This is a genomic window from Clostridium punense (genome assembly GCF_017874425.1).
Classification (GTDB): Bacteria; Bacillota; Clostridia; order Clostridiales; family Clostridiaceae; genus Clostridium_J; species Clostridium_J punense.
Window position 1 is genome coordinate 1 of record NZ_JAGGLL010000008.1, and the last position, 16037, is coordinate 16037.

Annotated in this window: 18 protein-coding genes; 14 read left to right on the forward strand and 4 right to left on the reverse strand. The window is 31.8% G+C overall.

Features of this window, described 5'->3' with window-relative positions; all coding sequences use genetic code 11:
- Nucleotides 1–46 precede the first annotated feature (46 nt).
- From J2Z44_RS06170 to J2Z44_RS06200, 7 genes are all read left to right on the forward strand, one after another.
- Complete coding sequence (locus tag J2Z44_RS06170) at nucleotides 47–172, forward strand: DUF2200 family protein (protein WP_278245284.1); 126 nt, start codon at nucleotides 47–49, stop codon at nucleotides 170–172.
- A gap of 265 nt (nucleotides 173–437) precedes the next feature.
- A complete protein-coding gene (locus tag J2Z44_RS06175) occupies nucleotides 438–1643 on the forward strand; it encodes an aldo/keto reductase (RefSeq protein WP_021282566.1) in 1206 nt (401 codons plus the stop codon).
- Nucleotides 1644–2042: 399 nt separating this feature from the next.
- Nucleotides 2043–2603, forward strand: coding sequence for a nitroreductase family protein (locus J2Z44_RS06180; protein ID WP_021282565.1), 561 nt, complete (start codon nucleotides 2043–2045; stop codon nucleotides 2601–2603).
- A gap of 195 nt (nucleotides 2604–2798) precedes the next feature.
- Nucleotides 2799–3371: a bifunctional transcriptional activator/DNA repair enzyme AdaA gene (locus tag J2Z44_RS06185; protein WP_021282564.1), complete on the forward strand. Its 573-nt coding sequence runs from the start codon at nucleotides 2799–2801 to the stop codon at nucleotides 3369–3371.
- Nucleotides 3358–4275, forward strand: a complete 918-nt coding sequence (locus J2Z44_RS06190; RefSeq protein WP_021282563.1) for a DNA-3-methyladenine glycosylase family protein — start codon at nucleotides 3358–3360, stop codon at nucleotides 4273–4275. Before J2Z44_RS06185 ends, J2Z44_RS06190 begins: the two co-directional genes overlap by 14 nt.
- A complete protein-coding gene (locus J2Z44_RS06195) occupies nucleotides 4259–4747 on the forward strand; it encodes a methylated-DNA--[protein]-cysteine S-methyltransferase (RefSeq protein WP_021282562.1) in 489 nt (162 codons plus the stop codon). The genes J2Z44_RS06190 and J2Z44_RS06195 overlap by 17 nt, the downstream gene beginning before the upstream one ends.
- A gap of 782 nt (nucleotides 4748–5529) precedes the next feature.
- On the forward strand, nucleotides 5530–6372 hold the full coding sequence (locus tag J2Z44_RS06200) for a nitroreductase family protein (RefSeq protein ID WP_021282561.1): 843 nt from the start codon (nucleotides 5530–5532) through the stop codon (nucleotides 6370–6372).
- 268 nt (nucleotides 6373–6640) lie between these two features.
- Here the strand turns inward: J2Z44_RS06200 and def are convergent, their stop codons facing one another.
- On the reverse strand, nucleotides 6641–7093 hold the full coding sequence (def, locus tag J2Z44_RS06205; protein ID WP_021282560.1) for a peptide deformylase: 453 nt from the start codon (nucleotides 7091–7093) through the stop codon (nucleotides 6641–6643).
- Nucleotides 7093–7329 carry a helix-turn-helix transcriptional regulator gene (locus J2Z44_RS06210; RefSeq protein WP_021282559.1) on the reverse strand — a complete coding sequence of 79 codons (237 nt, stop codon included), beginning with the start codon at nucleotides 7327–7329 and terminating at the stop codon, nucleotides 7093–7095. The genes def and J2Z44_RS06210 overlap by 1 nt, the downstream gene beginning before the upstream one ends.
- Before the next feature lie 282 nt (nucleotides 7330–7611).
- Between J2Z44_RS06210 and J2Z44_RS06215 the strand changes: the two genes are divergently transcribed.
- Together J2Z44_RS06215 and J2Z44_RS06220 are read left to right on the forward strand one after the other, a co-directional pair.
- On the forward strand, nucleotides 7612–8634 hold the full coding sequence (locus J2Z44_RS06215; RefSeq protein WP_021282558.1) for an SPFH domain-containing protein: 1023 nt from the start codon (nucleotides 7612–7614) through the stop codon (nucleotides 8632–8634).
- Nucleotides 8635–8664: 30 nt separating this feature from the next.
- Entirely contained in the window at nucleotides 8665–8865 is a 201-nt protein-coding gene (locus J2Z44_RS06220; RefSeq protein WP_021282557.1) for a type II toxin-antitoxin system antitoxin, read from the forward strand.
- Between the two features lie 191 nt (nucleotides 8866–9056).
- Here J2Z44_RS06220 and J2Z44_RS06225 read toward each other — a convergent pair whose 3' ends face one another.
- Nucleotides 9057–9410: a winged helix-turn-helix transcriptional regulator gene (locus J2Z44_RS06225; protein ID WP_021282556.1), complete on the reverse strand. Its 354-nt coding sequence runs from the start codon at nucleotides 9408–9410 to the stop codon at nucleotides 9057–9059.
- 164 nt (nucleotides 9411–9574) lie between these two features.
- On the opposite strand from J2Z44_RS06225, the gene J2Z44_RS06230 reads away from it, so the two are divergent.
- Together J2Z44_RS06230 and J2Z44_RS06235 are read left to right on the forward strand one after the other, a co-directional pair.
- Nucleotides 9575–10480, forward strand: a complete 906-nt coding sequence (locus J2Z44_RS06230; RefSeq protein ID WP_209649417.1) for a PhzF family isomerase — start codon at nucleotides 9575–9577, stop codon at nucleotides 10478–10480.
- Nucleotides 10481–11019: 539 nt separating this feature from the next.
- Nucleotides 11020–11169: a hypothetical protein gene (locus tag J2Z44_RS06235; RefSeq protein ID WP_021282554.1), complete on the forward strand. Its 150-nt coding sequence runs from the start codon at nucleotides 11020–11022 to the stop codon at nucleotides 11167–11169.
- Between the two features lie 185 nt (nucleotides 11170–11354).
- Here the strand turns inward: J2Z44_RS06235 and J2Z44_RS06240 are convergent, their stop codons facing one another.
- The gene (locus J2Z44_RS06240; RefSeq protein ID WP_209649418.1) at nucleotides 11355–11819 is read right to left on the reverse strand and encodes a GreA/GreB family elongation factor; all 465 of its coding nucleotides are present in this window, start codon (nucleotides 11817–11819) and stop codon (nucleotides 11355–11357) included.
- A 422-nt stretch (nucleotides 11820–12241) separates the two neighbouring features.
- Between J2Z44_RS06240 and J2Z44_RS06245 the strand changes: the two genes are divergently transcribed.
- The 3 genes from J2Z44_RS06245 (at nucleotide 12242) to J2Z44_RS06255 (ending at nucleotide 16032) form a co-directional block, all read left to right on the forward strand.
- Nucleotides 12242–12634, forward strand: coding sequence for a YgaP family membrane protein (locus tag J2Z44_RS06245; protein ID WP_021283597.1), 393 nt, complete (start codon nucleotides 12242–12244; stop codon nucleotides 12632–12634).
- A gap of 276 nt (nucleotides 12635–12910) precedes the next feature.
- A complete protein-coding gene (locus J2Z44_RS06250) occupies nucleotides 12911–13918 on the forward strand; it encodes an alpha/beta hydrolase (RefSeq protein ID WP_021283598.1) in 1008 nt (335 codons plus the stop codon).
- Nucleotides 13919–15006: 1088 nt separating this feature from the next.
- Entirely contained in the window at nucleotides 15007–16032 is a 1026-nt protein-coding gene (locus tag J2Z44_RS06255) for a DnaD domain-containing protein (RefSeq protein WP_021283600.1), read from the forward strand.
- The last annotated feature ends 5 nt before the right edge of the window (nucleotides 16033–16037 follow it).

The following is a 16037-nucleotide window of genomic DNA, read 5'->3' on the forward strand; positions in this document are numbered from 1 at the left end:
ATTATAGACTTGGTTTAAAAACAAAATTCGTTTAAAGGCACATTTCATTCCGTTTTGTGCCTTGAGCGTAGCGAAAGGAATGAATATAACTATGAAGGAAATTCGCTACTTAGATAAACTTATTGATGAGTTAGCAAAAGGTAAAGCTATGGACAAGATTTTGAGAAAGTAGAACTTTTTAAGCTCAAATTTAGGATGTTTAATATATCAATAGATTTTCAGATTTTAAAATATGACAAGTATTTAGCTTGTTTATCTAGAGAGAAACCACTTCAACATTTGAATTATACCATTTAAGAAGTGGTTTCTCCAAAGAGATAGACTAGCTCAAATTACTGGAAATATCTAAGTTGGTTATAATATCCTTAAACCTTTATACTTAAGAATTTATCAGATTTTGAGCTTGTCTATCTACAAATATAAAGGGGATGTACTTAATGGGACCAGAAGAAAGCAAAACAGTTATGCAGTATAGGACAGATAAAAAAGGCAACAAAATATCCATCCTTGGTTATGGCTGCATGAGATTCACGAAAAAAGGTACTAGCATTGATCTAGGCAGGGCTGAAAAAGAAGTGATGGAAGCCATTGAAAGTGGTGTTAACTATTTTGATACTGCTTATGTTTATGGAGGAAGTGAAGTAACCCTTGGGGAGATACTTAAAAGAAATTCCTGCAGAGAAAAAGTTTATATAGCAACCAAGCTTCCACATTACATGGTTAAATCTAAAAGCAGCCTAGAAAAATATTTTCAAGAACAACTAAAGAGGCTTCAAACAGACTATGTGGATTATTATTTGATGCATATGCTTACAGATATAGATACCTGGGAGCGCCTAAAAGCTTTAGGTGTAGAGGATTGGATAAAGGAAAAAATGGATAGTGGACAAATCCGAAATATAGGATTTTCCTATCATGGAAATACTGATATGTTTATAAAATTAGTAGATGCCTATGACTGGGATTTTTGCCAAATTCAATACAATTATATTGATGAGCATAGTCAGGCAGGTAGAAGAGGCCTTGATTATGCAAGTAAGAAAGGTATACCAGTTATTGTAATGGAACCACTTAGAGGTGGAAGACTTGTAAACCTACTTCCTGAAAAGGCAAAGGAGATTTTCAAGCAGGATTCAAGAAACCGTACCCCTGCTGAATGGGCCTTTAGATGGTTATGGAACCAAGAATCAGTTACCTCAGTTTTATCTGGTATGAACTCGCTTGAAATGATAAGAGAAAATATAAGAGTTGCCTCAGAAGTTAAAGTTGATGAGTTTACAAAAGAGGATTTTGCTCTAATAGACCAAGTAAAGAGTGAGATAAATAAAAATATAAAGGTTGGATGTACAGGCTGTGGCTACTGCATGCCGTGTCATAAGGGTGTTGATATTCCTGGGGCTTTCCACAGTTACAATATGATATACTCAGAGAATAGAAAATCAGGTTGGCGTGACTATATAATGTGTACTGTAATGAGAAAGACTCCAAGTAGTGCATCTCAGTGTGTGGATTGTGGAAAATGTGAAAAGCATTGCCCACAGAATATTGAAATTCGTAAGGAATTAAAGAACGTGAAAAAAGAGCTTGAAACCCCTGTTTATAAAATTGCTAAAGCAGCAGTGGGATTATTTAAATTATGGTAATAAGCTTTATAAAATATTAAGTTTAGACACAGATATGAATCTTTTATCTTATAGTCTTGTTTGTGAAGTTTTAACAACATTTTGGAAGCTTCAAGTTTGATATCTTCTAAGGTATCTGCTAAGCAGACTTGCAGTTGCTCAGCCTTGATAAGTTTCTTTGGTGTAACAAACTACGTTTGTTCGGTATAAACCTGCTTCTAAAGTGCTTCATTAAAATGAAGATTAACAAGATGAACTTGTTCATTATTTAACTTATTTATCATGAATTTTATGGGCAAAGACCATACAAACAAAATTAAGGTAAGAGTAAGTTTATAAGGTAAGTGGTCACATTGATTACCTACATTTATGAAAGTAGTACTATTGAATTAGTATATTAAAATTAAGGAGTGGATATATATGACAAACCAAGTTATGGACATAATCAAATCTCGTAGCAGCATCAGAGCATACAAAGGAGAACCTTTAACTGAGGAACAAAAAGCAGTTCTTCAGGAGGCTGCACTTGCTTCACCAAGTGCTATGAACCTTCAACCATATAAGTTCATATTTATTAACAATAAGTCTATTATAGAGGAAATGGAGCAGGATGTTGTTAATTTCTTTGTGGCAATGGGCAATAAAGAAGTAGTAGAGCGCTTAAAATCTAGAAATAATAAAGTGCTTTATAATGCTCCATGTGTCATTGTTATTGCAATTGAAGAGAAAAATTCCTATGCAAAAGTTGATGCTGGAATAGCTGTTGAAAACATAGCTTTAGCTGCAAAATCAATAGGGTTAGACAGTGTTATTGTTGGAATGCCTGGAGTAGTTTTTAGCGGTGAAAAGGCTGAATACTGGAGAAATCGTATTAGCATCCCTGAGGGCTATGGTTTTGGTATTGGTATAGCTGTTGGCCAGGCTGACATGGAAAAAGCACCTCATGAAGTTGACCCATCAAAAATAATTACTATTGATTAATATACCTTAGGGTATTAATACTAGAAAACTAGAAACCCTCAGACCTGTAATTTAGGACTGGGGGTCTTGTTTTACAATGAGCACCATAACAGCAAGAATGAGGACGAAATGAACATGAGTTACTTGTTAAAATGAACTCAGTTAATATTATTAGAAAAGAAAAATGCACAACCTAAGGTGAAAGGAAGTGGTTAAATGGTGGAGAAAATCAATCTTTCCTTTGAAGAGATGTGGGAGAGAATTATGGCTTGTGACAGTAAATATGATGGACTATTTTTTACAGCAGTAAAAACAACGAAAATTTACTGTCGTCCTTCTTGTAGATCAAGAAAACCTAAAAAGGTAAATGTAGAATTTTATCATGATATAAAGGCAGTTGAAGAAGCGGGTTACCGTCCTTGCAAAAGGTGTCAGCCAGAAATTGAGCTATCCCCCCATCTTGAGATTGTGAGAAATATCATTACCTTTCTAGTTAATAACTATAAACAAGACTTAAAACTGAAAGATATAGCTGAAAGTGTTGGGTTAAGCCCCTTTTATCTAGAGCGTTTATTTAAACAGGAAACCTCTGAGACCCCACGGACCTATTTAGAAAAAATACGCATTGATAAAGCTGGTCACCTTCTTAAAAGTACCACTTTGACTAATCTTGAGATTTGCTATGAGGTGGGATTTCAGAGTCCTTCAAACTTTTATAAAGCTTTTAGGAACTTGAAAAACTGTTCACCTAGCGAATATAGAAAGGGGCTTCAAAATGAATTGGATTGATCATGAAACTTATATAGACATAATTCCTCCAAAGGAATTTAATTTTCAGGAGTGCTTAATTTTCTTAGGAAGGTCTCATCAGGAAGTACTTCATAGAATTAAAGAGGGAATATTATACAAGCTATTAAAGGTAGAGGAAGCCTTAATATTTTGCAAAATTAGTTATATTAACGATTCCATAAGAGTAGAGTTTCCAATAAGCAAACCATCTAGTTATCAGAGGGAAAAAGTAGGAGAGTATATTTGGGAATGGTTTGACTTAGAACAGGATTTACAGGAGTTTTACCAAATAGCTGAGGATGATAAAATTTTAAATTTAATTGTTCATAAATACTATGGCTTACGGATTATGTGCATTCCAGATTTATTTGAGGCCTTAGTATGGGCGATTATTGGCCAGCAAATTAATCTAACCTTTGCATATACGTTAAAGGAAAGATTCGTTGAAGAGTTTGGTGAATTTATAATCTTTCAAGGAGAAAAGTTTTGGGTATTCCCTTCATTTGAAGCTATTGCAACCTTAAGTGTAGATGATTTAAAGAAACTTCAATTTACAACCAGGAAGGCTGAATATGTTATTGGCATTGCAAAAGATATGAAAAGTGGATTTTTAACAAAAGAAATGCTACTGGAGAAGCAAGATTATCATGAGGTAAAGAAATCACTAATGGACCTAAGAGGTATTGGACCATGGACAGCAGATTACATAATGATGAAATCTTTACATGAAACCTCGTCTTTTCCAATTGCAGATGTGGGCTTACATAATGCTTTAAAGGTTTTATTAGGACTTAAGGAGAAACCTACTATAGAAGAAATAAAAGAGTATGCAGCAAATTGGGAAGGTTGGCAGGCTTATGCTACCTTTTATCTTTGGAGGTTATTATATGATAAAGAAATATAAATTACACTATGAATCACCCATTGGCATAATAGAAATTGTGGGGAGTAATGAGGCTATCAGCTCCATAATGTTTATAGAAGAAAATGAGAAAATAAGTTCATTACTAGTTGATACCCCTCCAGTTTTAGTAGAATGTTATAACCAGTTGGAGGAATACTTCAAAGGGCATCGCTTTGATTTTACATTTCCCTATGAGTTTGAAGGCACTGAGTTTCAAAAAACAGTTTGGGAGGCTCTAACAAAAATACCTTACGGTGAGATTGTAGCTTATCAGCATATAGCTCGCTTCATTGGAAAGGAAAAAGCAGTTAGAGCTGTGGGCAGTGCAAATGGGAAAAATAAGTTAAGTATTGTGATTCCTTGTCATAGAATTATAGGCTCTAACGGGAAATTAACTGGTTATGCAGGTGGTCTATGGAGAAAGGAATGGCTCCTTAATCATGAAAGACAATTTAAAAAGGTCAAGGTATAAAGTCTTAGTAACCCTTAGTTTTTGATTTATTAGCAGAAACTAAGGGCTATTTTATTGAAAATAAAAAATCTATAATCTTATCTATAAGTATATTGATGAAAGGTATCATAATATAATTTAAAGTATAACATTATCATAAGTATTGGACATTTTTAATAATAGTTATATAGTGAAATATCAATTAGAGATTTTAAAAATCATAAAATACAGCTATAACAAGTTTTCACTGACTGAATTTCTGTAAATGTAAATTATAACCTTTAGAAGATATTTACTTAAAACTATTGAGGTAAGCTGGTAAGGGATTCTCAGAAAAAAGTTAACGCTGATAACATCTTGACAAAACAATAATGGTTGAATACAATTAAATTTAGAACAATTTAAATTATTCTATGTAAAGTACCATAAACATATAAATATGATTAAAGGAAAAACTAGAAGAAATTTAAACTAGGAAACATAAGCTATAAGATTAAATCAAGGGTTCCTGGAAGTAATTTTAACTTATTCAGTATAAATGAAGCTATATCCATGACCTATTAAGGGAATCAGGGTGGGGTTCATAGGTAAGTTAATTTTTTAATCTGGTTTCCTATAGAGAAAACACTTCAATATTTAGCGTGTATCTTCTAAGAAGTGATTTCCCCAAAAGAGATAAGCAAGCTCAATTGATGTAACTATCTAAGTTGCTATTGATAACAAACAATTGTCAAATTCAAAGATATAGAAAGTTTTAAGCTTGTTTATCTATACATAAAAGAGGATAAGAGGAGAGATTATTTATGAATAATGTAATAAAAACCATTGAGGAAAGGTACTCTGTAAGAAATTATATAGACAAACCTATTGAAAAAGAAAAACTAGAGATTATCAGAACTTTTATAGAGGAAAATAAAAAAGGTCCCATGGGCAATGAAGTTGCCTTTCATATTATTGATGCTTCAGAATACGATAAAGCAGAGTTAAAGTCATTAATTACCTATGGCATGATAAGTGGAGCAACAAGTTATATTGTAGGGGTTGTTAAACCAGGGGAATATGCTATGGAGGACTTTGGCTACTGCATGGAAAAGGTAATTCTTAAGGTTTCAGAATTGGGCCTTGGAACTTGCTGGCTAGGAGGAACCTTTAATAGAGGTGGTTTTGCAAAACAAGTTAACTTATCTGGTGAAGAATTATTACCTTGCATCACTCCTATAGGTTATACTGCTGATAAAAGGACTTTAAAAGAGAATTTCATCAGAACCTTGGTAGGAGCTAAAAAGAGGAAAAAGCCAGAAGAATTATTTTTCCAAAATAACTTTAACACTTCACTAAACTTAGATACAGTAGGCTCTTATGAAAAGGTGTTAGAAGCAGTAAGATTAGGTCCTTCCGCATCTAATAAACAGCCTTGGAGAATTATTAAAGATTCTCAGGGGTTATACCACATTTTCTTAGAGGAAGATGAAAAATATAACAATACCTTTAATGGAATTAAAATTCAAAACATAGACATGGGTATTGCAATGTGTCATTTTGAGCTAGCAGCAAAAGAACTTGGAATAACTGGTCAATGGATAAAATCAAAACCAGAGATTCAGGCTGGTAAGCTAAAATATATAGTTACTTGGGAAGAAAACTAAAAAACTAAACTTAACTATAACTATCAGATTATATGCGACCAAGATGATTTTTCAATTTGCCTATCCTTAAAAGCCTTAATAGCTTAAAGGTAAGTTGGGGTATATCTTAAGATTTGTGTGATGTAATTATGATGTTATAGCAGATAAGCCATTTGCTTTGGAGAGTATAATTTATTTTAAATAATAAAAGTGCGAAGTTGTATTATTTCGCACTTTTAAAAGTTTAGCATTATTATTTTATTTAATAATTTCATTAGGGTTAATTATATTACTTTATATATTCAGTAACGAAATCAGTAAAAAGAATACCATCCAAATGGTCTATTTCATGACAGAAGCATTTTGCTAAATCTCCAGCACCTGTCAATATAATTTCATCTCCATTTTCATTTAATGCTTGTACAGTTACCTTTGCGGGTCTTATTAACTTACCCCATTTATTGGGGATGCTCAAACAACCTTCTATAACTTCTTGGGTTCCCTCTTGTTTAATTATCTTTGGATTTACTAATTTTATAAGTCCTTGTCCCATATCCATTACAACTAATCGCTTTAATATACCTACTTGTGGGGCTGCTAATCCACCACCATTTTCTGTATTATACATAGTTTCAGCCATATCATTTAATATTTGTCTTATCCTATCATCTACAACTTCAACCACCTTACTCTTCTTCCTTAATACTTCATCATCATACAACCTTATTTGTCTTAATGCCACTAAACTACACCTCTACTTTGCTCTGCTCTAGATTTCCTTTCACTTTCTTCAAATAGAAAAATTTCTTCTATGGAACTGTGAAATACTTTTGCAATATCATAGGCCAACCATATAGAAGGTTCAAATTTTTCTGTTTCAATAGCGTTAATTGCCTGTCTTGATACACCTATAAGCTCACCCAATTGTTCTTGGGTTAGTCCTAAATGTTCACGAAATTGTCTTATTTTGTTTTTCATTAAATATCACTCCTGTAATGTTTACCTTACATTATTAATATAGTACTACTTTCACATGATGTCAAGCAAACCTTACATATAGTAGGCTAAAATAGCAATAATACTTTTAATGCTATTTTCTGTTTATGCTTCTTAATGGAAGCCGTAGAAAAATAGTAGACTCATTTTAGTATGTAAATATTTAAAATAAAATTACAAAAGCTATTGTAAATATATTGAAGAAGATGTAAAATATTAATATGATATCAAATTGATATCATATTAATATTTTTAGGGGAGTGAATGGTTATGGAGGATAAGAAAATCCTTTATGAAGAAAAAGAAATGCAAGCAAGAAGTGGTATGGGAATGCTTATTGGAAATATAGCACTAATGATATTAGCTATAGCAGGCATTATAATAAGTGCTAGCCTTGTGGTAGAAACTAATACAACTCTTGGAGTGTGTATTATCTTATTATCAGTTGTTGTCATTGTTGTTGCACCTATAATGCTTATAGGACTTAAGGTAATAAATCCAAATGAAGCTTTAGTTTTAACCTTATTTGGGGAATATAAAGGAGCATTAAAAAAAGAGGGATTTTATTGGGTAAACCCTTTCTGTACAGGTATAAATCCAACAGCTAAACATTTAGGAGCTACAGCAAGTCAAATTGCTACTAATAAAGAACATGAAAATATGACTCATGAAACTGTTGGTAAAAAAATATCTTTAAAGGCAATAACTCTTGAGAATAGAAAACAAAAGGTTAATGATGAATTAGGTAACCCAATTGAAATAGGAGCTGTTGTTATATGGAAAGTAAGAAATGCTTCTATGGCAGTATTTAATGTAGATAACTACAAAAACTATATTTCTACTCAGTGTGATTCCGTAATTCGTAATGTAGCAAGATGCTATCCTTATGATACTAATGAAGCTGGACAAGAGAATGAAAATAACAATGAAAAATCTTTACGTGGTAGTAGTCAAGAAGTTGCTTCTATTATGCAAAGAGAATTACAAGAAAAGGTTGATATAGCAGGACTTGAAGTTTTAGAAGTTCGTATTACTCATCTATCTTACGCACCTGAAATAGCTTCAGCTATGTTACAACGTCAACAAGCAGTTGCTATTATTGCAGCTAGACAAAAAATTGTAGAAGGTGCAGTAGGCATGGTTCAAATGGCTTTAAATCAGCTAAGTGAAAATGATATAGTTGAATTAGATGACGAAAGAAAAGCTGCTATGGTAAGTAACCTATTGGTAGTCCTTTGCGGAAATAAGGATGCACAGCCAATAGTAAATAGTGGTTCAATTTATTAAGAAATAATTAGGAAGAGGGCTTGAGAGATAGTGGATAAGAAGTCAAAGGAAAAAGATAAGAAACAGGTTTTATTAAGACTATCACCAAGTCTTTGGAATGAGCTAGCAGCTTGGGCTGAGGATGACTTTCGATCCATCAATGGGCAAATAGAATATTTACTGACAGAATGCGTAAAAAAGCGCAAAGGAACTGATAAGGATAGAAAAGGTGAAGAAGACTTAATTGAATAAGTGTTCTTTTCGTGAAGTAGTTAAAACCCCTAGGATTTTTAGGAATTCTAGGGGTTTTAATCTGCTTATCTTAATTTTAAGATATATAGGTGTTATTAAATGCAATTACATTATGTACTCAGATATATTAAAGTGAAAAATTGTGCCTCTTTACCACATGTAAAAATAGAAGTTAGCTCAAGATTATAAAATTAATCCATATATTTTTTGCCCCAAAGGCATAGTTCAGTTAATATATTTTTTAGTGATTCACCTCTAGCAGTAGGTAAATACTCTACTTTAGGAGGAATTGTGGCATAAGCAATCCTTTGGATTAGCCCATCCATTTCTAAATTTTTTAGTTCTTGAGATAGTATCTTATGGCTTATATTAGGGATAGATTTTTTTAACTCACCATATCTCACCTTATTAGATTTCAATATGTGCCATAAGATTATTGCTCTCCACTTACTTCCAATTACAGTCATAGCAAATCCAATTGAACACTTAAAATCCTTTTGTCTTTTATTTTGATTTGGAAATTCTTCAATAGTATATTTATCCATATTCTATCCTTCTTTCTAAATGGTAAGTATCTGATTAAAAAGTGCGTACTTGTATGGGCATCTAATGAAAAATATAATTAATTATATAATATCTAGATATTGATTACCACAAACTTAAAAATGGATTATAATCTATAAGTTCACAATAAAGGCAGGAGAAAATAATGACAAGGAAATATACTTTGTATCAAATTGACTCATTTACAAAGGAAAGATTTACAGGAAATCCAGCAGGAGTAATAACAAATGCAGATGGATTAACTGATTATGAAATGCAGAAAATTGCAAGGGAACTTAATAACTCTGAGACGGCCTTTATCTTTTCTTCAGGTAGCAATAATTATGATGTTCATATACGATTTTTTACTCCTACAAACGAAGTACCAATCTGTGGGCATGCAACTATTGCAGCTCATTATGCTCGTGCTGTTGAAAATGGGCTTAATACTTCAAGGGTGTATCATAAAACAGGTGCTGGAATTTTACCAGTAGATATAATAAATGAAAATGAAGATTATAAAATTGTTATGACCCAGGGTAAAATTGAATTTGGTGACATTATTGATGGCATAAATAAAGAGGAACTTTTAGCAGCTCTTAATATAAAAAACAGTGATTTGCTAGAAAACTATGAAATCCAGATTCTATCAACAGGCCATTCCAAGGTTATGATTGGTATAAAAAGAATTGAAACTTTAAATGCACTACATCCGAATTATGATGTACTCACTAAGCTAAGCAAGATTATCCAATGTAATGGATATTATGTCTTCACAGTTGATTCCGAGGATAATGATATTTTAATACACGGCAGAATGTTCGCGCCTGCAATAGGTATTAATGAAGACCCTGTAACTGGTAATGCTAATGGCCCTTTAGGTGCATATCTAGTTCACCATAGGCTTGTTAACCACAGTAATTCTTTGTTAAAATTCAAAGCTAAGCAGGGGGAAGCTATAAATCGATCAGGTACTATTGAAGTTGAGGTGAAAATAGAAGATAAAGAACCAGTTGAAGTTAAGATTTCTGGGAGCGCTGTGATTGTTTTTCAATCGGAAATAACAATGTGATATACAGATTCTAGAATATAAAAAGGATTTGTAAAGAAGATTTAAAATGATACAAATATATACAAAAGATTCTCTAAAGCCTTAAGGTCATTACTCTAAAGCAATTATTCACAACAATACAATTTATGTATCTGCTCAGCTACCTATTGACCCACTTAATGGACAAAAAAATATGGTTCAATTGATGAAGAAACAGAAGGGGTATTAAAAAATATAGATATAATTCTTAACGAAGTTGGTGGTGGTGAAGATTATATTATTAAAACTACAGTTTATCTTTTGTGTCCATCTTTTGGAGAAACCACTTCTTGGAACATATAAATTAAATGTAAAAATGGTTTATCTAAGCTTCAAAAGAATAAGTGAAAATTCATTTTAAAGTCCTTAGTCTAAATATAAATCAGAGAATCTTGCAAGGATAAGGACAAAGCGCAACTCCACCATTGGCATGATCCTATAAGAAATTTTCTTACATAATTAATTGAATTAATGAAATTATAATAGATGTAAGTCAAATTATCTTAGGAGGGTATGTTCTTATGAAGAAGGCTAATAAAGTTATAAAATCAGAAACAGAATCTGCTACTCGAAACCACAGAGGTAACAGCACTAAAGGGTCAAGTAATAGAGGAGAAATAGATAGCGAAGGACTTAAGAAGTTAACTGAAGGAGTTACAACTGGTAAGTAAAAAGATTATTTTTTTATAAGAGTTTTAAAGAAATCACAGTAGGTTTATGATAAGATAAGTGTTTGTTATACCTTTAGATTCAAGGAAAAAGTAGAGAAGTTAAGTATAAAAGCTGTTTCAAAAGTAATTAATATACCTTTGAAACAGCTTTTAAAAATCTTAAACATAATTTACTTTTTAAGGCATTACAGTATCTCTAAAATTTCCACCTCATAGGTTTCATCAGGAGCATTAACCACAACTACATCTCCAGCCTTTTTACCAGCTAAGGCCTTTCCAAGATCTGATTCTATACTTATAAACATCTTTTCAGGGTCTGCATCCAAAGTAGTCGTTAAAGTAATAATAGTTTCAAAATCATCCTCTACAAAGTTAACTTTTGCTTTTCTATTAACCCCTAAAACCGAGCTATCTAAAGGAGTATCATCTATTACTGTAGAAGTTGAAATCATAGTTAATAAATACTGAATCCTATTATCATTTTCTCTATAGTTTGCACAGGCTTCCTTATATTCTGCATTCTCAGACCTATCACCATGGGCAGCAGCTTCCATCTTTTCCTTAGCAATCTCAGCTCTTTTCACCGTAAGCCTATAATCTAATTCTTCTTTTAACTTTTCTAAATTTTCCTTAGTCAATTTGTTATTCATAGATAAGATACCTCACAAGAATTTTTTATTATCAATATTATAATACATATTAACATAGATTTACATATTCAACTACCATGACTTTAAAAAGAAAATTGAATATTAAAAAGTTTTCTAAGGGATTATTAGCAAAGTGGAATACAATTTACTTTGATAAGAATTAATAAATATAATTTTTTATTTTAGTGAACAATATAGGCATCTATGATAAAAAGTATCTTATTCAATATGAATGAAATTTATAATGAATTAAACTTTTAATAAAAAAATCATGATGAAAAAGTCTAAAGGGAATCAAAGTAGACTCAATGGTAAATTAAGTCTTGACTCCAGAGACTTATACTATTATTAAGGAAAAACATTATTTTTATAACTCCAAGTAATAGTGTTAATAATTTAAAAAGCTATATAGGAGGCAACATATGAGAACTATTTTTCCAGATACAATGAAGAGAGTGCAGTTACATACCAATAAGGAAATAAACAATAAAATTAAGAAAGAAACACTTGGAAATGTTTTAAGCTATGCAGATAAGAGTAAGGATGAAATTAATGGCAGACTAAAAGAATTGGATGCAGAATGGGATATTGAAAGAGTCCTTGAAACCAATGCTGCAAGCGCTATTATTCTTAGCACAATTCTTGGCGTTACAGTAAACAAAAAATGGCTTTTAGCCACAGGCGCAGTAGGAGGATTTTTACTGCAACATGCCCTTCAAGGCTGGTGTCCACCCTTAGAGGTTTTTAGAAGAGTGGGAGTTAGAACCTGCTCAGAAATTAATTATGAAAAAGAAGCACTAAAAAATTTGCTATAAAGGTTGGAGAATGCCTAGCACCTTAAAAGGTTTGTAGGACATTATTTTAATTATGTGTTATTTTACGTATGTAAAAAGTTTTCTAAGGGTAGTATTACTTAAGTAGTAATTTTCATATTAGGAAATATTAGGTATAATTAACGTGAATAGATCCAATAGATATAAAATGGATTTTGAACAGATAAAATAATTAAGGGTACTTACAGGGTAAAATTTCAGAATATTATTTGAAATCAATGAGAAGTTTACCCAGGGGAAAGAATGAGGGGGATAACAATGAAGTATAAAAGTTTTGATGAAGTGGAGAGAGTTTATTCTAAATTATACAGAGAGGAAAAGTATAAGGAAACCTTAGAAATCCTAGAGAACATTAAAATTCTTATGTCAGAGGATGAAATAAAAAGGAATTATTACAACATTATGATAGATAAGGCTAGGTCTCTTTTTAGGTGTAATTTACATGATGAAGCACTAGATATAATAGACAGTCTTATTAATAGCGGGTATATGTGTCCATTATGGAAGTTTTCGCCTTTAAATAATAACCCAAGATATAAGGATTTAAAAGCTAAAAATGACCTTTTAAGAAGAGCTGCTGAAAAAGAAGAAGAACTTAAATACAAAGTGTATGTTCCACAGGGATATGTTAAAGAAAAACAATATCCACTATTTATAAGTTTGCATGGAGATGGTGAGGATGCAGAATATCATAATAGGTTTTGGGAGCCAGAATTTCTTCTAAAGAGAGGTTTTGTTGTGGTTGTTCCTCAATCATCACAAAGAATTGCACATAATAGTTATGTTTGGAACATAAAAGAATTATACTTTCAATATGAAATGGAAGAAAACACATGTGATATTGAATATTTTGAAATGTACAGTTCTATGAGGGAAGAGTTAAAAAGATGTTATGATTCAATATCAAAGGAGTATTCAATAGATCATGAGAAAATAATTATTGGGGGATTTTCAGGAGGTGCTCATGCTGCTATAGATATGGCCTTATCTGATAGAATTCCTATAAAAGGTGCGATTTTATTGTGTTCCCAAAAACCTACGTCTTTTACAGTTGAGAGTGCCAAGAATGCTGCTGAAAAACACATTAAGTGGGTGTTTATGGAAGGGGAGAAAGATGCGCCAGTGCAAGATGTGGAAGAAATGATTGAAACTCTTAATAACTTTGGAGGGTCTTGCAATTATATTATTAATCATGGTGTAGGCCATTGGTATCCAGAAGATTTAGAGAATAAACTGGATAAAGCTTTAGGATTTATATTGAATTAGAATTAAGTAAAATCTAGCTTAGGAGTTTAAAAATTGGAATAGAATCAGAATTACCTTATAGACAATACTGATTTGTAGGACGTAAAAAAATAATATTGTTTCGATTTAATGTGTTTTAAATAGAAAAAGAGACTATGTGTTACTACTAAATAATGAAAATAAATTTAATGATCAGAAAACACTTGGCATTTGTCAGGTGTTTTTTTCACCCCCTGCCAACCCCCTGACCTATACTACAACAATAATAAAATAAACTACTACAACTAAAACAAACAAGTGAAATTGTCTTTATGATATAACCAATAAATTGAATAAAAGAAGCACATATAAAAGGATTATTACAAAAAAGTAATAGTCCTTTTGTTTTTTGTAATTATAGCTTGGTTTTTTAGGAAGTCTAGGTGAGTAGCTCAAGTGAAATCTTACCTTATGCCTTACTCCGATCTTGGTTTTCTTAAGTTTTTTAGAAAAACTTTTACCATTGGAGGCTACAAAGATTAAAGCTATAAAAAATATTTCAAAAAAATTTTTTAAAATCCATGCAACTTTTATAAAAACTGCATATTTAATCTTTAGAGATATAATTTCACTAAAAATTTTATGAATTTTATTTATACCTGTTAGCAAAGTAGATCATTGCAAGAAATTATTTAGCTATCTTTTGGAAGGTTTATTTCTCAATGAAAAGCTACTTCTAAAGACCTCTACAAAAGGAACTTATTATTATTTAACAACATTTTGGAAGCTTCAAGTCTAATAGCTTCAAAATTGGCAGTTACCCAACTAAGATAGATTGCTTAGGTATAACAAACACAGTTTGTTCACAAAGGTATCTTTGTTCGGTGTAAATTTGCTTCCAAAGTGCTGTAGGCATCTTCAAAAAATAAGTAAGTCAATCTGTTCGTCTATTTTGTGCTATACTGCGTCAACAGAACCCTTAGATAGCCCCACTATCTGTGGAACCTGTTTCCTTGTATACCGCGAAATATCCTTCACATCCTTGACTTGTTATTTATTTTCAGATGCCTTATTAAAATGAAAATTAACAAAATGAACTTATTATTATTTAAAGATTAGGATGTGTTGTTATGTATAGACCAGTTGATATTGAGTTTTGGCAGGATGAATTTGTACTAGAACTTTCCTCAGAGCATAAGTTAACCTATTTATTTTTACTAACTAACAGAAGAACCACCCAATGTGGGATTTATAATATTGGGCTTACTATTGCACAGCTAGAGCTTCAGTTTTCTGAGGAGAAAATTAGGCAGCATCTTAAGTTTTTTCAGGAAAAGGGGAAGATTCTTTATAACCCTGACAATAGGGAAGTAATGATTTTAAATTGGCATAAATACAACAACATACATAATCACAAAAACATTAGAATTTGCATCAACAAGGAGCTTAAAAGGGTTAAAACCACAGAATTTATAAATGCTTTTTATGAAATCTGTAAGGGAATTTGCAAAGAAGAACCAGAGCTTTTAAAAGAAATTTTCAAGGAGGTAGAAATTAATGATGAAATATTAAAAACAGAAATAGAAAGAGAAACAAAAGAGAGAAAAGAACTCAATGATACCAATGAAAGAAAAGAAATCCCAAAAGTAAAAGCAGTAAAAGGGGAAGATGCAGCAGGTGAAGCTACAGGGGAAAATGCAAACACAAATCAGAAGGCAAATTATAAAGGCAGCAATAAGGAAAATGGTATAGAAGATCATAAGGAAGATCATAAAGAACATAACATGGAAATCAATAAAGAAGATGTAGACAAGCCGCAAAATAAAAATGTGGTTTTACAGTGCTTTAAAAGTAACTTTCACTTACCTTCACCAATAGAAATTCAAAAGCTTAATCAATGGGTAGAGGACATGGGTGAGTCACTGGTGTTAAAGGCTTTAGAAGAAGCTGTATGTGTTAATAAACGTAATTTAAATTATGTGTCAGGAATCTTAAATAACTGGCTCTCAGAAGGGATAGCCACTGTAGAGGAAGCAGAGGAAGCCATTAAAAAGTATAAGGGAGCTAAAAAGACTACTCTAGTACAAAAAGAAGATAACAGTGCTGCTAGAATTTATAGCAAGAATCTTGCAGAAGTAGATTATGAAAAGGAGTAGAAAAG

What these genes read in the sequence shown, in the direction of transcription:
- J2Z44_RS06175 (WP_021282566.1), top strand. Translation starts at nt 438, where the DNA reads ATGGGACCAGAAGAAAGCAAAACAGTTATGCAGTATAGGACAGATAAA.
- J2Z44_RS06180 (WP_021282565.1), top strand. Translation starts at nt 2,043, where the DNA reads ATGACAAACCAAGTTATGGACATAATCAAATCTCGTAGCAGCATCAGA.
- J2Z44_RS06185 (WP_021282564.1), top strand. Translation starts at nt 2,799, where the DNA reads ATGGTGGAGAAAATCAATCTTTCCTTTGAAGAGATGTGGGAGAGAATT.
- J2Z44_RS06190 (WP_021282563.1), top strand. Translation starts at nt 3,358, where the DNA reads ATGAATTGGATTGATCATGAAACTTATATAGACATAATTCCTCCAAAG.
- J2Z44_RS06195 (WP_021282562.1), top strand. Translation starts at nt 4,259, where the DNA reads ATGATAAAGAAATATAAATTACACTATGAATCACCCATTGGCATAATA.
- J2Z44_RS06200 (WP_021282561.1), top strand. Translation starts at nt 5,530, where the DNA reads ATGAATAATGTAATAAAAACCATTGAGGAAAGGTACTCTGTAAGAAAT.
- J2Z44_RS06210 (WP_021282559.1), bottom strand. Translation starts at nt 7,329, where the DNA reads ATGAAAAACAAAATAAGACAATTTCGTGAACATTTAGGACTAACCCAA.
- J2Z44_RS06215 (WP_021282558.1), top strand. Translation starts at nt 7,612, where the DNA reads ATGGTTATGGAGGATAAGAAAATCCTTTATGAAGAAAAAGAAATGCAA.
- J2Z44_RS06225 (WP_021282556.1), bottom strand. Translation starts at nt 9,410, where the DNA reads ATGGATAAATATACTATTGAAGAATTTCCAAATCAAAATAAAAGACAA.
- J2Z44_RS06230 (WP_209649417.1), top strand. Translation starts at nt 9,575, where the DNA reads ATGACAAGGAAATATACTTTGTATCAAATTGACTCATTTACAAAGGAA.
- J2Z44_RS06235 (WP_021282554.1), top strand. Translation starts at nt 11,020, where the DNA reads ATGAAGAAGGCTAATAAAGTTATAAAATCAGAAACAGAATCTGCTACT.
- J2Z44_RS06240 (WP_209649418.1), bottom strand. Translation starts at nt 11,819, where the DNA reads ATGAATAACAAATTGACTAAGGAAAATTTAGAAAAGTTAAAAGAAGAA.
- J2Z44_RS06245 (WP_021283597.1), top strand. Translation starts at nt 12,242, where the DNA reads ATGAGAACTATTTTTCCAGATACAATGAAGAGAGTGCAGTTACATACC.
- J2Z44_RS06250 (WP_021283598.1), top strand. Translation starts at nt 12,911, where the DNA reads ATGAAGTATAAAAGTTTTGATGAAGTGGAGAGAGTTTATTCTAAATTA.
- J2Z44_RS06255 (WP_021283600.1), top strand. Translation starts at nt 15,007, where the DNA reads ATGTATAGACCAGTTGATATTGAGTTTTGGCAGGATGAATTTGTACTA.